General features: G+C 29.6%; 18 protein-coding genes. 1 reads left to right on the top strand and 17 read right to left on the bottom strand.

Annotated features, from left to right (window positions below):
• Positions 1 to 60: 60 nt before the first annotated feature.
• From AB8B23_RS05800 to AB8B23_RS05775, 6 genes are all read right to left on the bottom strand, one after another.
• Positions 61 to 1,263 (bottom strand): pyridoxal phosphate-dependent aminotransferase, encoded by a 1,203-nt coding sequence (locus AB8B23_RS05800; protein ID WP_369713837.1) that lies wholly within the window; start codon positions 1,261 to 1,263, stop codon positions 61 to 63.
• Positions 1,264 to 1,312: 49 nt separating this feature from the next.
• A complete protein-coding gene (locus AB8B23_RS05795) occupies positions 1,313 to 2,266 on the bottom strand; it encodes an N-acetylmuramoyl-L-alanine amidase (RefSeq protein ID WP_369713836.1) in 954 nt (317 codons plus the stop codon).
• A gap of 1 nt (position 2,267) precedes the next feature.
• Complete coding sequence (locus AB8B23_RS05790) at positions 2,268 to 2,957, bottom strand: hypothetical protein (protein ID WP_369713835.1); 690 nt, start codon at positions 2,955 to 2,957, stop codon at positions 2,268 to 2,270.
• A gap of 3 nt (positions 2,958 to 2,960) precedes the next feature.
• On the bottom strand, positions 2,961 to 4,943 hold the full coding sequence (locus tag AB8B23_RS05785; RefSeq protein WP_369713834.1) for a tetratricopeptide repeat protein: 1,983 nt from the start codon (positions 4,941 to 4,943) through the stop codon (positions 2,961 to 2,963).
• A 1,118-nt stretch (positions 4,944 to 6,061) separates the two neighbouring features.
• Complete coding sequence (locus AB8B23_RS05780; RefSeq protein ID WP_369713906.1) at positions 6,062 to 6,430, bottom strand: transposase; 369 nt, start codon at positions 6,428 to 6,430, stop codon at positions 6,062 to 6,064.
• Between the two features lie 49 nt (positions 6,431 to 6,479).
• Complete coding sequence (locus AB8B23_RS05775) at positions 6,480 to 6,737, bottom strand: IS630 transposase-related protein (RefSeq protein ID WP_369713833.1); 258 nt, start codon at positions 6,735 to 6,737, stop codon at positions 6,480 to 6,482.
• Positions 6,738 to 7,581: 844 nt separating this feature from the next.
• Here AB8B23_RS05775 and ligA point away from each other — a divergent pair.
• On the top strand, positions 7,582 to 9,690 hold the full coding sequence (gene ligA, locus AB8B23_RS05770) for an NAD-dependent DNA ligase LigA (protein WP_369713832.1): 2,109 nt from the start codon (positions 7,582 to 7,584) through the stop codon (positions 9,688 to 9,690).
• Positions 9,691 to 9,778: 88 nt separating this feature from the next.
• Here ligA and gltX read toward each other — a convergent pair whose 3' ends face one another.
• The 11 genes from gltX to AB8B23_RS05715 all read right to left on the bottom strand — a co-directional run bounded on the left by gltX (position 9,779) and on the right by AB8B23_RS05715 (position 19,644).
• Complete coding sequence (gene gltX, locus AB8B23_RS05765) at positions 9,779 to 11,293, bottom strand: glutamate--tRNA ligase (protein WP_369713831.1); 1,515 nt, start codon at positions 11,291 to 11,293, stop codon at positions 9,779 to 9,781.
• 131 nt (positions 11,294 to 11,424) lie between these two features.
• On the bottom strand, positions 11,425 to 12,009 hold the full coding sequence (locus AB8B23_RS05760; RefSeq protein ID WP_369713830.1) for a zeta toxin family protein: 585 nt from the start codon (positions 12,007 to 12,009) through the stop codon (positions 11,425 to 11,427).
• A complete protein-coding gene (locus tag AB8B23_RS05755; RefSeq protein WP_021744525.1) occupies positions 12,009 to 12,182 on the bottom strand; it encodes a hypothetical protein in 174 nt (57 codons plus the stop codon). The genes AB8B23_RS05760 and AB8B23_RS05755 overlap by 1 nt, the downstream gene beginning before the upstream one ends.
• A gap of 59 nt (positions 12,183 to 12,241) precedes the next feature.
• A complete protein-coding gene (locus AB8B23_RS05750) occupies positions 12,242 to 12,658 on the bottom strand; it encodes a YjdF family protein (protein ID WP_369713829.1) in 417 nt (138 codons plus the stop codon).
• Between the two features lie 303 nt (positions 12,659 to 12,961).
• Entirely contained in the window at positions 12,962 to 13,621 is a 660-nt protein-coding gene (locus tag AB8B23_RS05745) for a hypothetical protein (RefSeq protein WP_369713828.1), read from the bottom strand.
• A gap of 61 nt (positions 13,622 to 13,682) precedes the next feature.
• The gene (locus tag AB8B23_RS05740) at positions 13,683 to 14,357 is read right to left on the bottom strand and encodes an NAD(P)H-dependent oxidoreductase (RefSeq protein ID WP_369713827.1); all 675 of its coding nucleotides are present in this window, start codon (positions 14,355 to 14,357) and stop codon (positions 13,683 to 13,685) included.
• 23 nt (positions 14,358 to 14,380) lie between these two features.
• A complete protein-coding gene (locus tag AB8B23_RS05735; RefSeq protein WP_369713826.1) occupies positions 14,381 to 15,304 on the bottom strand; it encodes a deoxyribonuclease IV in 924 nt (307 codons plus the stop codon).
• A gap of 18 nt (positions 15,305 to 15,322) precedes the next feature.
• Complete coding sequence (locus AB8B23_RS05730) at positions 15,323 to 15,640, bottom strand: TfoX/Sxy family protein (protein ID WP_036069739.1); 318 nt, start codon at positions 15,638 to 15,640, stop codon at positions 15,323 to 15,325.
• A gap of 7 nt (positions 15,641 to 15,647) precedes the next feature.
• A complete protein-coding gene (locus AB8B23_RS05725; protein ID WP_369713825.1) occupies positions 15,648 to 16,532 on the bottom strand; it encodes a BRO family protein in 885 nt (294 codons plus the stop codon).
• A 97-nt stretch (positions 16,533 to 16,629) separates the two neighbouring features.
• Positions 16,630 to 17,400 carry a TrmH family RNA methyltransferase gene (locus tag AB8B23_RS05720; RefSeq protein ID WP_369713824.1) on the bottom strand — a complete coding sequence of 257 codons (771 nt, stop codon included), beginning with the start codon at positions 17,398 to 17,400 and terminating at the stop codon, positions 16,630 to 16,632.
• 36 nt (positions 17,401 to 17,436) lie between these two features.
• Positions 17,437 to 19,644, bottom strand: a complete 2,208-nt coding sequence (locus AB8B23_RS05715) for a DKNYY domain-containing protein (RefSeq protein WP_369713823.1) — start codon at positions 19,642 to 19,644, stop codon at positions 17,437 to 17,439.
• Positions 19,645 to 19,680 lie beyond the last annotated feature (36 nt).

Genomic DNA, 19,680 nt, shown 5'->3' with positions numbered 1-19,680 from the left:
TCACAAAAAACCTATAATTTTGAATTATTAAACAAGTCTATAAAATTTTTTTAACTATTTTTATTTATTATACTCTTCCAATGCTTTTTTTAGTACTTTCATTCCATTTTCAATTTCAATCAAGTTATGTGTACAGAAAGAAAATCTTGCTTCCTTCGTACCTTTTCCTGGCGTTGTATAAAATCCAGGACCTGGTGCAAATGATAACGTCTGATTTTCATATCTAAATTCTGTTAACAGCCAGATTGCAAATTTTTCAATATCATCCACTGGTAATTCAGCAATCAAGTATAATGCACTACTTGGCTTGTAAGTTATGACTCCAGGTATTTTTATAATATTGTTATAAATCATATCCCGTCTTACTTTATATTCCAGTTTTGTATTGTCAATATATGTATCTAAAGTATTTATGAGGTTTGTACTTGCATATTGCTCGATTGTTGAAACTGACAATCTTGCCTGACAAAACTTAAGGGCTTGTGATAAAAAGTCTCTGTTTTTTGAGGCAATAACTCCAATTCTTGCTCCACATGCACTGTAGTGCTTTGAAATACTATCAACTAAAACTACTCTGTCTTCAATTTCAGGAATCGACATAAATGACTGATAGCTTTTTTCAATTTCTTCATCATAAATAAATTGTCTGTAAACTTCATCTGTAATAATATATAAATCATGTTTTATTGCAATTTCCTTTATTAACTCCATTTCTTCTTTCTTGAAAACAATTCCAGTTGGATTACTTGGATTTGAAAACATTATCGCTTTTGTTCTTGGAGTAATCAATTTTTCAATTTCTTCCTTTTCAGGCAAATGGTAATGATTTTCAATGGAAGTTTCAATTGGAACTAATTTTGCATCAGCAATTCTCAAGAAACTGTCATAATTTGTATAATATGGCTCAGGAACTAAGACTTCATCTCCCGGATTACAAATTGTCTGAAGCGTAATTTGAATAGCCTCACTTCCACCTTGAGTAATCAGTATATCCTCAGGCAAAATGTCAATTCCTACTTTTGCATAAGATTTTGAAAATGATTCTCTCAATTCCATTATCCCCGCTGAATTTGTATATTTAACAATCTTTTCCTTATAATTATTAAGTCCTTCAAAAAAAGTATCTGGTGTTTCCACATCAGGCTGTCCAATATGAAGCTGATACACTTTCACGCCAGATCCATTAGCTTCATCGATATATGGAACTAATTTTCTAATTGGCGAATAATGCATATTTAAAACTCTGTCTGAAAATTTTTTCATTCTGTAACATTCCTTTCTTATTTATCATATCTATTTTGTAACTAAGATTCTACTTATTATATTTTTCATTCAATGCCTTCAATATAGCATATGTTTCTAAATCAAGCTTTCCATCGTATTTTGATGGTCTAAAATGATACTGGAATGCTTTTATTACGTTCTTTGTTTGTTCATCCCATCTTCCAGTTGTACTTATAGTATATCCAAATTTATTTAATTCAGCTTGTACAGTTGCAGCTGGTAATGATGCCCATGAAGATGAATATTCATTTTCAAATTCAGATTTTCTTGCATTGTCATACCACATTCCTATATTGTACTTTCTATAAAGCTCTTCCCAAGGGAATAATGGACCTGGATCAGGCTTTCTTTGAGGGGCGATGTCTGAATGTCCTAAAATATTTGTCGCAGGGATTTCATACTTATCTGCTAAATATCTTACAAGTACAGCTACATCTTTAATTTGGAAGTCTTTAAATGGCTCAAAATATCCTCTTGAATCACCATCATTAACAATTTCAATTCCAATTGAGCTATCATTCAGGTTCTTACTTGTTTTCCATTCACTTGCACCTGCATGCCACGCTCTTTTGTTTTCATCTACTAGATAAAATACTGGATCATTTTCCTGATTTGATATTAAATAATGTGAACTTACTTCATTATTTGTCAATGCTCTTAAAGAGCCGTCTCTATCCATTGCTGTATAGTGAAGAATTATAAATCTTTGTCTATAATTCTGTCCTTTCGAAGAATATGATGAATCTACCGTTATTGATCCAGCGGAACTTCTTATTGTTTGTGTTCCTCCTCTGCCTGAAACAGAATTATTTCTATTGTTGTTTACAGGTCTTTCTATAATTTCCCCTCTTCCCTTTTCAATTCGTATTTCTATCGGCGGCTGCTTTACTTCATTTGAAACATCCTGATTGTTTGCATTTAATACATTCCCAACTGATAGTGCCAGTGCTAGAAATAGCAACTTTGTTCTATTTTTTTTCATTTTATTTCTTATCCTCCTGTTTATTTAATTTTAATTTTTGATTAGATTCCATCTCAATTTTCCCATTATCGTTTTCTTTAAAAGTATATCTAACAGTATTTTTCAAGAATATATAATGAATAATTGCCAATATAGCTATAATAATTCGCATAACTGCAGTAATATTAGCATCAAAGTCCAACCATATCATTACTGAAATTCCCAGATTCAATACTGATATAATAATCAGTAGAACACTTTTTCGGCTTACTGCAATAAAAATAAATACTATTGAGGAAAATATGAAAAGTACTCTAGTTCCACCTACAAACAGCACATACGTACTTACACTTGAAACAACATCATTCATATACGGCGAGCTTTGTAAGATTACACGTGAAATGTTTATACATATTAAACTTACAAGAAATATAGCAAAACATATTAAAAGATCTCTTATATCCTTTATTACCTTCTTTTCAGCTTCTTCCTGACTTTTGGAATTTGTATTACTACTCTTATCCTTAAGGTAGAAAACTGAATAAAACAGCATAATCCAAAAAAATATCTCAACTATTCCAAGCCAAAGAGTTATATGAAAAATCTTGTCATTCACATATTCATGAAAAATCGAATTATAAAAATTGAGATTCACAAAAATGTAAAAAAAGGATATTACTGTCCCAAATATTTTTTTAAAATAAAACAGCATATTTTATTCCTCCATAAATTTATTTATCCAATTAAGATAATTTGAATCTGTTATATTCAAAGCTTCAATATTTGCCTGAAAGTTTACATCGTCATCATATATTCTGAATATAATAGGTGCCAATATCTTTAAAGTCTGAGTTTCAAAAATCCCATGAATGTTCATGTTGTAAATGAGCGGTTTCTGGAATTTCAAAAGCTGACTATTTGTCTGTTTTATCTCACACAACAACGCAAGAAGGTTTATTTTTTTTAAGTCATTATTTCTGTCCTCAAGAACTACGTCAATCTGATCTGAAAGAAGCTTCTTATATCGCCATGATTGGTGTTCCCTGTGAATCTTGCTCTGTATGAGGAATTTCATTTTTGGAGAGAACAGTATAAGATTATCCATATTTTTTTCGTACTTTATTGAAAAATCTCTTCCAAAGAATCCGCTTACTGCTTTAAGCAGATCATTCTGAACATTATAAATCGTATTTTCATCATAAATCTTGTTAATTAAGCTTGATTTCTGCTCATTAAACGTATCATATAGATATATTTCAATTTCATATTTTTCAACATTTGGCATTTTCAGGATATTTCCTGCCAAAACGAAATTCAAGTTATTGTTCTGCTGTCTTATCAACTTCATATAATCAGTGCTATAACGCTTTTTCGAAACGAATAGACTTTCATTGTTATAGGCTATTGCAAGCTGATAATTTAGATTTGTCTTATAATGAAGATTCTCATTTAGATACAATGGTAATGAAACCGCCAGATTTTCAGCCAGCTCCGACTTTTCCCCAATTGATGTCAACGTAAGAATGAGAATATTAGGCTTTACACGTCTACTTTGATTTAGCATAAATTCTGGATGGTTAAATTCGTAATACCATATAGGCTTGTTTGTAGAAAAGAAATGATTTGCCATATTCTCTTTCACATCACCAGTTTCCTTTTTTACTTTCAGTTTCCAAAAATAATCCTCATAATGCATAAATTTCTTATAATGCTCTATCCATGGAAATTTTGAAGTAAATTTACAAAGTTCCAACCCCTCCTTGTACATTCCCTTTACCTTGTAATACTTCAATACATTCAGTGCCGTATAAACATTATGTTTTTCAGGATTGTAATATGCCAGTACATATTGCTTAAATTCATCGTATAATTCATTTAGTATGTAAATACTTGAGGTAATGTACATTACTTCTGAATTGTACCCAGACTCTTTTAATGCAGTTATTAGAAAGAAATTTCCAGATTCCTTATCTCCTTTTTTGAAATAAACTATTGCCTGCATCATCTTAGCTCGCCAGTTTCCCTTTATTTCTGAAAGTTTTTCCAGCTTGTTTTCATATTCCTTGCTACTTCTTTTCTTTACAATATCAAAATATTTTTTAAATGCTGTTGCAGAATTTGGATTGATTTCAAGCGCTTCATAATATTTTTTTTCAGACTCCTCTAAACGTTCACAAACCTCCAATGCCTCAGCATAGGCTATACAAAGTCCTTCAGTTACGTTATTTATGTTCAAATTTTTTTCATACAGCTCAACTGCACTTTCGCACGAACCTGTCTTTATATGATAAGTTCCAAGCATAATCAGTTTTCTCTCAAAGTTTTCATCTGCTGCGTAAAATCTAAGCACAGCTTCCTTTATTTCCGGGTACAGTTCCTTTGAAAAAGCATCTTGAATTATTGGATAAAGCCCTTCCATATTACTCCAGTTTTTTCTTATGGATGGATATAATTTTTTATCAATCCAATCTTTCTTAGGCATTTTAAATTCTTTTCCAAATTCATCATAGTAGGAAATTTCTTTAAAATCATCAGAATAGCTGTCATAGTTGCCATTTTCCATGATTTCTGATTCATTGTTTACAATATCATAAATTTGTCTTCTAATTTGCTGCTGATTATTATTACCGCCCATATAGTTTTCTTTGTATTTCTTTTCTTTTTTCTCAGAAGATTTAAAAAAATCAAAAATCCCCATATATCCTCCTATCTAAAAAGTAATCTCTATAGCTTTTCTATTACAGCTACAAAATCTACATAATATATAGTATAACACAATTTATTTAAATAATACATCATTATTTTATATTTTTTTAACTCGTTTAAAAATCGTTTGCAACCTTTGATTTTTCTAAAAAAATTAATATTATTTTTTTGAGAAAAAAATTCTTGTGAAATCATAAATTTATCTAATCTTTTTACAAAAATAAGGGCTACTTAAGGGCTAGTATTAAAATTACCTATTCTTTTATTTTATCATAGATAACTTGAAAAGACAATGGAGCAATAAATGAAAAATTTAAAAATAACAAATCTTTCTGAAAAATAGATTAAAAATCTAATAATGAACCTATTAAGCTAACTAAAAATAATCATCAGGTATAATATAATAAATAAGATGATGAAAATAGAAAAAGTATACGAAATTTAGAATAATATTTGAAAATGAAGCGAATTTTGGAAAAATCTAGGTGCTTTTGATGCAGTAACAAGTTCAGATCCAGAGTTTCCTGCCATTATATGAGGACAGATATGCTTTAGTTATACCTAACTGCAATATAGGTAACATTAGCGTTTTTCTGAATTAATTATCTGAAAGCTACAGTGAAAATAATCTGTGATACAGCGGCATGGTATAAATCAAAAGATTTAAAAACGCCCAGAAACATTATAATAGCACATCTACGCCACTCCATTGAACAAATCTGGAAACAAATAAGACAGAAGGAATTTGATAACAGATATTCAATACATTAAATGCTGTAGTTAACAGGCTATGTAATACTATAATTTTGTTTACAGATCAGCTGGTAAAAAGTATAACTCTTTATCAATGGATTTCTTCTACTGATTAAACGAATCTTAGTATGACAGGTTCAGCAATGGCTATCTTTGTTTATGAAAATAAGAAATTTATAGGAGAAAAATTTTAATTTATTCTAATATCAAAAATATCAATTTTGTAAAGGTTTCAAGTTATTTTATGGCAAAACCTATTTAAAATCAGACTATCTTATCAAATAAAATAGAAGTAACTGATTCCTTAAGTATATTAAAATTTGGGCTGTGTCTTCTAATTTTCTTATTGATGCTGGCTCATACTTTTTCTATTGGATTTAAATCCAGAGAATACGGCGGAAGAAATAATAGACAATGTCCCGTCCCCTTTATTATCTTTTCTAATATATTCTTTCTATGAAATCTGGCATTATCCATCACTATTAGAACTCTCTTCCCTAATTTTTCAATATCTCTTAGAAGTATTTCCCTGAACCATTCTTCAAAAAATTCACTTTCCATTGTTTCCCTGTATATCATACTTCCTATCAGTGCATTCCCTATTTTTCCGGCAACCAGGTTTATTCTTGAATATCTTAATCCTCTTTTCTTCCCTTCAATAGATATTCCCCTTTTACTCCAGCCGTATTCACGGTAGTAATATTCGTTAAAACCTGTTTCATCAATATAGATTATTTTTCTGCCTGAACCTGCTTCTGATAATTTTTTTAAATATCTATTTACTTTTTTCTCGTCCTGCTCCCTGTATTTTGTCTGTTTTTTTTCTTGTGTATCCTGATTTTTTTAGTGCTACTCTCACTGTCTCCTTTCCACAGCCAAAATCTTTTGCTATTTCACGGATGTATTTATCTGCATTCTCTGGATTTTTCATATATTCATCAAGTTTTTCAGGATCAAGCACCTTAAATTTTCTTTTCCGTGTTCTTGATGAAAGATCTCCTGTTTCCTTCTTAAGTTTTATCCATCCGTACAATGTGCTGGAACTTATGTTGAAATGAAATAATGTTTTCGTTTTTCCAGTTTCATAATAAAAATTTAAAATTTTTTTCTATGAATAGATCTGTTCGACAACCTTGTCTAAAAAATAAGATTGGAATACAATAATACTGGTGGTAAAAATCATAAATAATATTAAAAAAATAAAAAAGAAAACAACTATCATAAAATCACGAAAAAAGAAAAAGCACACGATAAAGGTTCAGGTATGGAAATATGAGAGGATTTAAGGGATAACGTAGGCATGGATAAGATACACAGTAATAGCTCGATCCCTAAAAATCGATAAAAAAGTACAAGTTAACTAAAGAGGACAAAAAATGTGAACAGGTATATCAATAAATTCAGGATATCACACGTTACAAGAACAAGAGAAGAGAATTTTGTAAGAGATTTTCGTTAATTTGTACAATTTATAATTTTGAATTATAGGTGTCAAACAAATCTATTATTTTTATCTTTCATATTTATTATTTTCCGCATCTTTCTCAAAAAACACAACTCCAAATTTTTCAATACCAAAATATATTCTTTTTCTCCAGTTCACTTTAATAAAGTTTTACAATCTTTTTTCAATATTTTTATATTTTTTCAATTTATAAATTTATAATCCCAAAATACAAATTAAAATTATTATTTTTTTCACTCCTTCTGAAAAAATTAAAAAAATTCTATATTATTCTTAATAAAACTATTATATTGTACCATTCACAATTTGTCAATATTTGGGATTCAAGCTCTGATTTAATTGCTCCAAAAACTTTTCATATCATAAAAAAAATGATATAATTTACAAAACAAATTTTATAAAAGGAGCAACCGTGAATTTATTTAATCAAGAAAAAAATAACGAAAATGAAAATATAGATAATGAAAAAAATATGAGTTTTTCTGATGTTCAGGAAAAATATACAAAATTGAGAAATGAAATCGAATATCATAACAATCTTTATTATAACGAGGATAAGCCTCTTATTTCGGATATGGAATACGACGCTTTAATGCGTAAATTACAACAGCTTGAGCAGGAATATCCAGAATTGCTGAAAAATGAGGAAAATGGAGAAAGTTCCCCTACTGAAAAGATTGGGGGTACTGCAAGCGAAAAATTTTCAAAGGTACGACATCGGGTGCCTATGCTTAGTCTGTCGAATACTTATAATATTTCTGAAATTGAGGATTTTGACAAAAGAATCAAAAAAATTATTTTATCTGAAAATGTTAAGAATCATTCACAGGAACTAGAGTATATTCTGGAACTGAAACTGGATGGGCTTAGTATAAGCTTGATTTATGAAAATGGAGTGCTTGTTCAGGCTGTAACACGGGGAGATGGGCAAGTTGGGGAAGATGTGACTGAAAATATTATGGAAATTAAAACTATTCCTAAAAAATTGAAAAAAAATGTTTCACTGGAAGTTCGTGGAGAAATTATTTTGCCAATTTCGAGCTTTAACCGAATAAATCAAGAACGGGAAGATGATGGAGAAGATGTTTTCGCAAATCCTAGAAATGCAGCTTCAGGGACAATAAGACAGCTTGATAAGACAATTGTTGCAGAACGTGGGCTTGACTGTTATCTCTATTATCTTGTAAATGCTGAAAATTACGGGATAAATACTCATTTAGAAAGTATTGAATATATTGAAAAACTTGGGTTTAAAACAACAAAAATATTTGAGAAATATACTGATTTTAAAGAATTGGAAAAATCTATCGAAAAATGGCATAACGACAGGAAAAAACTTGATTATGAAACAGATGGGCTTGTTATAAAGGTAAATAATTTTGCACTTTACGAAACGCTTGGCTACACAACTAAAAGCCCACGATGGGCAATTGCCTACAAGTTTCCTGCTGAACAAGTAAAAACTAAATTAATGGACGTAACTTTTCAAGTTGGAAGAACTGGTGTAATCACTCCTGTTGCTGAACTTGAAGCTGTAAATTTATCGGGTTCTGTTGTGAAAAGAGCAAGTTTACATAACTTTGATGAAATTCGCAGAAAAGATATAAAAATTGGCGATAATGTCATTGTAGAAAAGGCGGCCGAAATTATTCCGCAAGTTGTAAATGTTGTGTTTGACGATAGGACTGGACAAGAAATTGAAATTCAGGAGCCAACAAATTGTCCCGTCTGCAATAGCGAGCTTGCACACGAAGAAGGACTTGTCGCCTTAAAATGCCACAATCCACTTTGCCCCGAAAAAGTTAAACGCCAAATTGCCTATTTCGTTTCTCGTGATGCAATGAATATTTCTGGACTTGGTGACAAAATTGTCGAAAAATTTATTGAATTAGGAAAAATAAAAACAATAGTCGATATTTATTCGTTGGAAAAATACCGTAAAGAATTGGAAAATCTGGAAAAAATGGGACAAAAAAGTGTAGATAACTTAATAAATAGCATTGAGTCCAGTAAAAATCGTGATTTTTCAAAAGTTCTCTACGCACTTGGAATTCCTTTTGTTGGAAAATTCAATGCGAACCTTTTAACAAAAACTTTTAAAAATATTGAAAATCTGAAAAATCAGTCAATCGAAAATTTACTGGCTGTAAAAGGTATTGGCGATAAAGTGGCAGTTGCTGTAAATACTTTTTTAAATGATGAAAATAATTGGAAAATTATCACGGATCTACAAAATATCGGATTACAATTTGCCATTGATGAAACTAATTCAGAAGAAATACCTGATAATCCAATAAAAGACAAAAACTTCCTTGCAACTGGAAAACTGCAAAAGTACAACCGAAACGACATAAAAGATATTATCCTGTCCAAAGGTGGAAACTATCTGTCAGCAGTCTCAAAAAATCTGGATTTTCTAATCGCTGGAGAAAAGGCTGGAAGTAAACTGGAAAAAGCTGAAAAATTAGGCGTTCGGGTACTTACAGAAGATGAATTTGAAAAGGAATTTTTGGAAATTTAATCTTTCTTAATAAGCATACTTGAATTTTTCTAAAATAAAAAGTGATATTTAGAAGCATTGTTCTCTAAAGTATCACTTTTTTATTATTTTATTTATTTAAAATATTATTTATCCTAGCCAATGTTCTTTCTTTTCCAATAACTGCAATTACTGTGTATAAATCCGCTCCTCTAGCTTTTCCTGTAATAACTGCCCTAAGTGGCATTAATACTGCTGCTGGACCTTCTCCAATTTCGTCTTGCAGTTCGTGCAGGATTTGCTTTGCTTCGTCTTCTGAAATTTCTTCATTTAATTTATTGATTTTTTCAATAAATATTTGGATAGATTTTTTACCTGTTTCTGTTTCAAGTGAAGAAGTCAGTTTTTCGATTGATTTTCTTTCCTTTTTATTCATTCCTTCTTCAATTACTGGCAATTCAAATTTATCTTCAAAGTAAATTGAAGCATTTACTGGCAATTCCTTTAATGTTTGTGAACCTTCCCTTGTAATTTCCACAATTCTTTTTAATTTTGAAAATTCTTCATCTGACAAGTTTTCATTTTCATAATAACCAGCTTGCACAAAATACGGAATAGCCAATTTTGTCAATTCATCCAAATCCTTTAATCTCATATGATGATTGTTTACCCATCCTAATTTAACTAGGTCAAATACAGGCCCTCCAAGAGAAATTTTATCAAATGAGAAATTTTGTATCATTTCATCAATAGTAAAAATTTCCTTATTTTCTCCAAAGCTCCATCCCATAAGTGCAAGGAAATTTAGTAATCCTTCTTTTAAGTAACCTTCTTCTTTGTAATAGTTCAATGAAACTGGATTTTTTCTTTTTGAAATTTTAGTTTTGTCAGCATTTCTTAAAAGTGGCATGTGATACCATTTCGGCTCATCCCATCCAAATGCTTTGTATAATTGAATATGTTTAGGCGTAGAAGAAATCCACTCTTCCGCTCTTATAACGTGAGTTATCCCCATCAAATGATCATCAACAATATTTGCCAAATGATAAGTTGGGAATCCGTCAGATTTTAGTAAAACTTGATCGTCAATTTTACTGTTTTCAAATCTAATTTCTCCTCTTAATCCATCATTTACAACAGTTTCACCTTCGTAAGGCATTTTCAATCTAATAACATAAGGCTCTCCAGCCGCTAATTTTGCTTCCACTTCTTCTTTTGACAAGTTTCTGCAATGCCCGTCATATCCTGGTGCTTGTTTCATAGCCGCCTGTCTTTCTCTTAATTTCTGCAATCTTTCAGCAGTACAAAAACAATAATACGCTTCCCCTTTTTCCAACAGTTGTTCAGCATAATCCTTATAAATCGAAAATCTTTCCGATTGTCTATAAGGCCCTGCTTCTCCCCCAACGTCTGGACCCTCATCATAATTTAACCCAAGCCATTTCATCGCATCAAAAATTTGCTGTTCTGAATCTCCCGAGAATCTTGTTCTATCTGTATCTTCTATTCTTAAAATAAAATCTCCACCATTATGTTTTGCAAACGCATAATTAAATAGTCCAATGTAGGCAGTTCCTACGTGTGGATCTCCAGTTGGAGACGGTGCTATTCTAACTCTTACTTTTTTATTATCACTGTTTGACATTTTTTTCTCTTTTCTCCTATCTATTTTATTATTCTTTGTATATTATATAATAAAATAAAGTATTGTGCAACAATTTGATTTTATGATATAGTAATAAATTTAATTTATTTATCTTTTTTACTTCAATTTTTTTATTTTTTATTTTCAATTACTTCTATAGAGTTTTTAGACCAATTTACATTTTTTTCTTTATATAAAATTTTATTATTTATAAATGAAAAAATATGTTTATATTTTATAGAATTATCATATAGGTAAACTTCATCAAATTTTGTAATTACCTGTTTTAAATTTTTTAAAGATTCATAATATCTTTTTTCGACTATTTCATCAGCTATATTATGGCCGCCTTTTTCTACTCTATTTTTTATTCTTTCCTTTGCTATTTCAGGATTATTTACACCAACATAGAATAATTGTAATTCGTAACCTAATTCTTTTGCTTTATCGATAGTTTTTAAAATCGTTTTTCCAGTTAGAGTTGTTTCTTCATTAAACGATTTTCCATGCTGCATGCAGTCATTTCTTAAATTTATTGCTATTTTCGCTGCTTTTATTTGATCAGAATTATTCTTCCAATCTCCGATTTTTCTAACAATTTCATCTGTATTAATTCTTGTACTGTATTTTATGTTATCATCTAAATTTCCAGAATTGTATAGAGTTGATTTTCCTGCTCCATTTACTCCTGCGAAAATATATAAAACTTTTTTCATTAAAATACACCTTTTTTTATTAATTCATCTTGTTTTGTTTCCAAAATTAAATTAAATAGCTTATTATAAAATATTTTATCTTCTTCTTTTTCAGATTTTTCCATTAATTCATTAATATCTTTTTGATTTAATGTCAATATGAAATCTTTTAAATTTTCTCTTTTTAAATCCATTTTTTCTCCTAATATTTTTCATTATTCTAAATATTTTTTAAATGACAAATAAGAACCTTTTATTTCCCTCTATGTTTCTTTTTCTTTTTCTCCTGTTTCAATAAAAATTTTTTCTGTTTTTCAAGTTCTTTTTCTTGCTTTGTTTTAACTTTCCGTTCCTTTTTATTCACTTCATATTGTAATTTTAAAATTTTTTCCGATTTTTTCAAAAATTTTTTACTTTGAAGTTCTTTTTTTATTTCTCTTTGTCTACGTTTTGGATTTTGGGCTTTCTCATTAAAATTTGACTTCATTTCATTACTAAATCGAAGATTATAAAACTTTTTTAATATAAAATCATAAATCTCATATTCTTTAGGTTCTGAACCAAAAGTTACTTTACAAACTGATAAATTACCATTTTCAAAATTTTCAAAAATTCCTACCCAAAAAGGATTTTCAAAAAAAACTGTCAATTTTCCTGAAATCTTTCTCATAATTTCAGCCTCCTTAAAAAAATTTATAATAAAGAATGGACAACCTAAGGAGGCAGGTTACTTACATTACTGCGTCTGGACTACCAACCAGAACTGTGTTTTTATCTTTATTTTATTTATCGACTTTTTACTTTTTTATCTTGCAATAAGAAGTAAAAACCCTTTACTCAATTATTTCCAAAAGTTCTTAAAGTGATTTTCTTAATTTTTTTGGCACTCTTCATTCCTATACCCAAAACTTACTACTACAGAAACTCCATATTTCTTTAAATATACACCTTTTTTATAAAAATATTTTCTATTTTAAAATTTTGTAGCCCTCTTATATTTAGAAAAGCCTTCTCTCAGTGCATCTTTATATTCTTTATCTTCATACTGAATTTCCAAAAGGTGAGAATGGTATGCAGACTGACTAATCTTTTTATTTTGAACTTTGTCATAGAATTCAACAAAAACAACTTTAAATTCCATTCCTTTATTTTTACACCATTCACCAATAGTGTCAATAATATCAGGTCTCTCAAGAGCAACTTCCTTTGCAGTCTCTTCTTTGTTTTTTCCATCTTTGATAACTTCTATTATGTAAAATCTGCCATCTTTTGTTGCCGCTGTCAACCCTATTCTCTTAAATTTTTTACGTAATACATCCTTTATTTCCTTTACCTCTTCTTCATTCAGTTGCTTAGAATCATTAGTTTGGGACTTATTGAATTCTGGTATTTTTAATTCCATTAATTCCTTTTCATATTTTGCTTCTATCTTTTCCAGTTTTTTTAAATATTCTTCCTGTTCTTTCTTACTAAGTTTATCAAAATCAGTTTTCTCCTCTTGTTGATTTTGTTTCACTTGCTCAGTAGTAGTTGTATTTTTTTCAATTTTTTTATTCTTGTCTATGTTATTTTTATTTTTATTACCACACGAAAATGCCGTTGCCAGCAACATCATTACAAAAATTTTTTTCATAAAAATCCTCTTTCTGCCAATAAATTAATTTGAGTATATTCAAAATTCAAGTATTCGAAAACTACTCAACAACCTTATAAACTTCCGACAGTTCTCTTCTAGTTTTTGGGGTAATATCTTCATCTCTATACCCAAAACTTACAAAATATGAAATTCCATATTCCTTCAAATCAAAGACACCTTTTTCAGAAAAGTATTTTTCAGCCATTTCTTTATTAAACCCTTCAATTGCACAGCTGTCAATCCCAAGAGCCGCAGCCATATTCATCATATTTACCATTGCAATGTAAGTCTGTTTTGAAGCCCAGTCAAATAATGCTCTTTCACTTTCCAGTAACTTAAAATGCTCTTTTTGAAATTTTGTAAAGAATTCTTTTCTAATCTTCAAATTTTCATCAGAAATATTTTTTATTTCCTTCCCAATTCTATCAAAATGCTCGCTATCACCAGTAACACCTTTTCTAGCCAGCACCATAACAATATGGCTCGCTCCATTCAAGCTGTTAATTGCCCCCCAAGCAAACTCTCTCATATCATTTAGCATTTCCTCATTCTTCACAAGAATAAATTTCCAAGGCTCAAGTCCAAATGAACTAGGAGAAATTCTACCTGCCTCAATAATTGTCATAAAATCTTCGTCTGAAACAACTTTTGTCTTATCATATTTTTTGCACGCATATCTTCTGTTAAATATTTCAAACATTTCTTTTTTTGTTAATTCTTTATCTTTTAGCATTTTTATCACTTCTTTCCAAAAACTTATTGATTTTTTATCTTTTCTAACACATTTTCATCAAACTTCCCAGCTCTAAGCATCTCAATTTCAAATTTATACGGCGGAACTTTCTTAGCCTTTTTATCATCGCTCAAAGCCACATAAGGCGTTTCTAGAATTTTTGGCAAATGAGAAAATTTTTCAAAATGTGCTATTTTATTTAACACTTCAAATCCAATTTTTCCAAATCCTATATTTTCATGCCTATCTTTATGTGCACCACACACATTCTTACTATCATTCAAGTGAATTACTGAAATTCTGTCAATTCCAACAATTTTATCAAACTGTTCGATAACTCCTTCAAAATCATTTACAATATCATATCCAGCGTCGTGAACGTGGCAAGTATCAAAACATACTGTCAGTTTATCCTTCAATTTCACACCATCAATAATTTTTGCAATTTCTTCAAAACTTCTCCCGCATTCTGTACCTTTTCCAGCCATCGTTTCAAGTGCCACAGTCGTTTTCTGATCTTTCGTCAAAACTTCATTCAGTCCTTCAATAATCTTATTAATCCCAACTTCTTCACCTTCCCCAACGTGAGCACCTGGATGAAGAACAATTCTCTTCGCTCCAATAGCATCTGTCCTTTCAATCTCCGTTCTCAAAAACTGCACTGCAATCTCAAAAGTTTCAGGCTTTACAGCATTCCCAAGATTAATTATATAAGGAGCATGCACAACAATATCATCAATATCAATATTATTCTCCTTCATAAGTTTAAGCCCAGCCTCAATATTCAGCTCATCAATTGGCTTTCTCCGTGTATTCTGTGGTGCTCCAGTATAAATCATAAAAGTATTCGATCCATAAGAAACCGCTTCCTTAACCGACCCCAAAAGCATATCTTTCCCACTCATTCCCACATGTGATCCAATTTTAAACATTTCTTTTTTCGACATTTCTATTTTACCTTTCTATTATTTCTTTTTTTTCTTAAAAACAGGAAGTTCATCATACATTGCTTCAAATAAATTCTTCAAAAACTCTTTATTTTCAACATCATCAACAAGCAACATTTCCTTTGCCCCCTCATAAGGAATTTCATGCAAAGCATTCGGCATAAGCTCTTTTGCCAATTTTACAGCCTTTACAAGAAACCTGTCATCATAAATCCCACCAATAACTTTTTCCCTATAATAAAGAATATATTCTCCCATCATTGCTCTATATCTAATATTTTCCACTTCCGACAACTGTTCCAATACAAAATTTAAATATTCTTTACTTGAAGCCATATTTAATTCACTCCTTGCTTTTTTCTTCATCTTTACAATTTTTAACTATATTAGGAATATCTTTTACCACATCCTCAATCAATTTAGAAAAATCTACTGCATTTTTAGCTGTAATAACCGATTTTCCAGTATCTGCTTCAATCTCTTTTCTAGTATTTCCTGCTATTGTTCCACCTCGTTTTGCAACTTTTTTATTTTCTTCCAAGCCATTTGGATTATGAATATTAGTTAATTCTGTTGTTGTAGCTTCTGCAAGCATATTAAGTACAAGTTCTAAAGTTGACATATTATCCCTTAAATTCTCTTTTTTTAATCCTTTTAAATCTTTATATTCTCTAGTTGCCATCCCAGACCATGCCTTTGAAATTTCATCTGTAAGAATTGCATATTCTATTCCCTTTTTTACTCCATGCTCTTGCCAAGCATCTGTCAATTCCTTTCTAACTTGAATCGCCTGTAATCTCTGATTTATCCATTCTTTTGAATATCCTTTTTTCAAATATGTTTCCAATGCCCTGTCAATAGTTAGTTCTGGATCTGTAATTTCATCTATTCTGTCTTTTCCCACTTGTGCCAGCCACATTTTAAATGGCTCTGCCTTAGGAGACGGAATTGACTGAATAATTCGGAAAATTCCTTGTATATCAGCAACATCTGTTAATCTCATTTTTCCATCAGGTGCTTTTAACTTCAACTGTCGACAAATTGTCGACAATTCACTTTTTTCCTCATCTGTCATTCTTTTTTTCATTTTATACCAATAATCTCTAGCATTTACACTATCCGTTAATGCTCCTACAACATCTACAACAGAAAAATACCACTCTTCCTTTTCATTATCCCAAACAGACCTAATTTTTTTACCTTCAAATATTTGTATATTATTCTCCATTATTTCCCACCCCTTATGTAGTTTTTCGAACTTTATTAATATTTATATTATTTTGCATAATCACAAAATTTCACTCGTATTATTATCTCCACAATTTTTATAATCCTTGTAATTTCTCCCTCATCTTATAAAGAAAAATCCCTGTCGCCACACTCACATTCAATGATTCTATATTCCCATAAATCGGAATAATTGCCTTTATATCAGAATTTTCTATTAGATAATCAGATACTCCGCCACCTTCGTGTCCAAAAATAAACGCATTATTTTCCCACAATTCGATTTTTTCATAAGAAATGGAATCTTCGTGTAAAGCCGTCGCTATTTTCAAATAATTTTTATTATTCAAAAATTCCACAATTTTTTCAGGTGTTTCATAAATTATATTCAACTTGAAAATTCCACTCATTGTGGCACGTACTGTCTTTGGATTATAAACATCTACTGAACCCTTTGTCAGAATTAAATTCTGAAAGTTTGCGGCAATCATTGTTCTAATGATAGTTCCAGCATTTCCCGGATCCTGGATATCATCCAGAATTACCACATCTCCCTTTATATCCTCAATTGTATTCAAATTTTTAGAATATAAAAAAATTATTCCTTGACTATTTTCCTGCGTTGAAACCTCATCAAACAGATTATCTTTCAAAATCGTCAAATTATCATGCTTAGAAATCTCATATCTTTCATCAAAATATTCAAATTTCGATTCCTTCACAATAATTTTATTAAAATTGATATTCTCGCTCAGAAATTTTTCACCTTCAGCCTTAAAAATACTGTTTTCATCACGATACTTCTTTTTATCCAGTTTTTTTAACAATTTATAAAATTTGTTATCTGGACTTGCTATTACATCTCTCATTTTTTATTTTTTCACTTTCTAAATTTACTTCTTTAATTATTCACAATCATTTTCATAAGTTCTATTCTTATCTTTAATTACAATTCCCTCGTCTCCTGACACAACAGAAAAACTTTGAACATCAGCACCTTTAATTTCTTTATATTTACAGTAAATCTTGTTCTTATCTTTTGCAAAATCAAATAGCAGTTCTCTAAATGTTGGAACATCAGCATCTTCTATCTTAAAGAAAAATTTGCTTTGAATATCTTTTTCTTTCTTTACATCTAAATATTCCAAATCAAAAAAATCAAGATAATAAATTCCGTTCTTATCTTTGAAATAATTACTTCGTCTATGGACAGGTTTAAAAGAATTACTATCGAAATTTAAAGATACAAGCTCATACTTTACTTTTTCGTCATTTTTTAAAAGATAAACTCCATCCTTATTTTTAAAAATTATAGCATTTTCATCTAAAATTTCAAGTCCATCAGAATTTACGCCTTCCAATTTATTTCCGTTATAATAAACATTCCTGTCATCTTTTCCAAAGTCTGCTTCCAAACTTATAAAACTGTTACTATCAGCTGCTTCCATTTTTTTCAATTCTTTGCCAAAATCCGCATCATAATAATAAACAGAATTTTTATCTCTATAATAAGTATCAAAGTTTTTATTTATCACCTCAAAACTTTTAGTATCCACTTTTGGATTTTCTATGGTAACTAACTTAGTTTTTACAATTTTACCACTATCTTCATCAAAAATAGTAATCAATTTATATAAATTTTTATTGTCAGTCAGGAAATAGAAAGATTCATTTTTGTTATTCAAATCTATAATTCTAAATTCATTAGAATTTATTCCGTTTATCTTTTTTCCCATAAAATATACATTATTTTTATCATAAGAAAAGTCATTATCATTTTCTTGAATAACGAAACTATCTTTATCAGCACCTTCTAACTTTACAACATCATTTCGTGTAAAATAAATATTATTTTTATCTTTTGTATACATATTATTTTTCATTATTTCAAAAGAATTTACATCTGCATTTTTTATTATTTTACTTGAATAAACTTCATCAAATCTTGTAATTGCATATACATTTTTATCATCTTTTCCATAAATCAAACTTGGAACACTATTATATTCATTCGAAATTATTTCAAAAGTTTTTGGATTTTTTATATTCAATTTTTTCCCTTCTGAAAAAATTTTATTTCCATTTTTTACCAAGTCAATTCCATCAGAATACAAAATTTTAAGATTTTTATTGTCAATTTTATCAATTTTCACTTCTTGATAGTACAAGTTATTTTTATCCTTTGAATAATAAGTTGTTCCAGAAAGTCTTTCAAAAGTTTTCAAATCAGCCTCTTTTATTTTTAGTCCTCCTATAAAGATACTATTTTTATCTTTTGAATACATCTGAATAAGATCGCTAGGCTCTAAAATAACTTCAAAAGATTTTGCATCAGCTCCTTTTATTTTTTCACCAAGATAGTAGACATTATTTTTATCTTTTCCATAAGCTACATTTCCTTCTATCGCTTGAAAAGCAGCCACATCGACATTTTCTATTTTTTGACCAAAATTCAGAAATACATTTTTATCATCCTTCAAGTAAACCTCATTTAATATTTTTATCGTATCAGGATTCGCATCTTTTATTTTATCATAGCCACTGTACACATTATTCTTGTCTTTTGCGTAATAATCAGGCATTATTATCTGAAATGTACTTTTATCAACATCATATATTGGCGTTCCAGCATAATAAATATTATACTTGTCCTTTGAATAACCTTGATCAATTGCCTCAAAACTGTCCAAATCCTGAATATATTCAACTTCAAGAAAACTTCCTCCAATATACAGTTTACCATTATTTCTAAAATACAGAAGTTTGTCTTTATTTCTATAAAGTTTGAAATCTTTCGGATTTATCTCCATTTTTTCATCATAATTATAAATATATTTTTTATCTTTTCCACTGACTTCTCCAATTACCTGAAAAGACCGAACATCAGCACCATCTAACTTCTCATCAAGATAAAAAACTCTTTTCCCATCTTTTCCATAAATATCATTTAATTTCACAAATGTTTTAAAATCCGCATCATTTACCTTTTTTTCATCAGCCTGCCATATTTCATCCTTATAATAAACAGCATTATCTTTTTTTATATATTCAGCCATTCCTAGATTTGCCACAAGAAAGACAAGAATTACAATTTTAGAAAGTTTGCTTTTCATAAAAATTCTCCAACTCCTTTTTTAAACAATTTATCA

The sequence above is a fragment of the Leptotrichia sp. HSP-342 genome, assembly GCF_041199995.1.
Classification (GTDB): Bacteria; Fusobacteriota; Fusobacteriia; order Fusobacteriales; family Leptotrichiaceae; genus Leptotrichia; species Leptotrichia mesophila.
This window is presented reverse-complemented; position numbering and strand designations above follow the sequence as displayed.

Coding starts and splice junctions, on each gene's coding strand:
- AB8B23_RS05800 (WP_369713837.1), bottom strand. CDS start 1,263: ATGAAAAAATTTTCAGACAGAGTTTTAAATATGCATTATTCGCCAATT.
- AB8B23_RS05795 (WP_369713836.1), bottom strand. CDS start 2,266: ATGAAAAAAAATAGAACAAAGTTGCTATTTCTAGCACTGGCACTATCA.
- AB8B23_RS05790 (WP_369713835.1), bottom strand. CDS start 2,957: ATGCTGTTTTATTTTAAAAAAATATTTGGGACAGTAATATCCTTTTTT.
- AB8B23_RS05785 (WP_369713834.1), bottom strand. CDS start 4,943: ATGGGGATTTTTGATTTTTTTAAATCTTCTGAGAAAAAAGAAAAGAAA.
- gltX (WP_369713831.1), bottom strand. CDS start 11,293: ATGTCAAACAGTGATAATAAAAAAGTAAGAGTTAGAATAGCACCGTCT.
- AB8B23_RS05760 (WP_369713830.1), bottom strand. CDS start 12,009: ATGAAAAAAGTTTTATATATTTTCGCAGGAGTAAATGGAGCAGGAAAA.
- AB8B23_RS05755 (WP_021744525.1), bottom strand. CDS start 12,182: ATGGATTTAAAAAGAGAAAATTTAAAAGATTTCATATTGACATTAAAT.
- AB8B23_RS05750 (WP_369713829.1), bottom strand. CDS start 12,658: ATGAGAAAGATTTCAGGAAAATTGACAGTTTTTTTTGAAAATCCTTTT.
- AB8B23_RS05745 (WP_369713828.1), bottom strand. CDS start 13,621: ATGAAAAAAATTTTTGTAATGATGTTGCTGGCAACGGCATTTTCGTGT.
- AB8B23_RS05740 (WP_369713827.1), bottom strand. CDS start 14,357: ATGCTAAAAGATAAAGAATTAACAAAAAAAGAAATGTTTGAAATATTT.
- AB8B23_RS05735 (WP_369713826.1), bottom strand. CDS start 15,304: ATGTCGAAAAAAGAAATGTTTAAAATTGGATCACATGTGGGAATGAGT.
- AB8B23_RS05730 (WP_036069739.1), bottom strand. CDS start 15,640: ATGGCTTCAAGTAAAGAATATTTAAATTTTGTATTGGAACAGTTGTCG.
- AB8B23_RS05725 (WP_369713825.1), bottom strand. CDS start 16,532: ATGGAGAATAATATACAAATATTTGAAGGTAAAAAAATTAGGTCTGTT.
- AB8B23_RS05720 (WP_369713824.1), bottom strand. CDS start 17,400: ATGAGAGATGTAATAGCAAGTCCAGATAACAAATTTTATAAATTGTTA.
- AB8B23_RS05715 (WP_369713823.1), bottom strand. CDS start 19,644: ATGAAAAGCAAACTTTCTAAAATTGTAATTCTTGTCTTTCTTGTGGCA.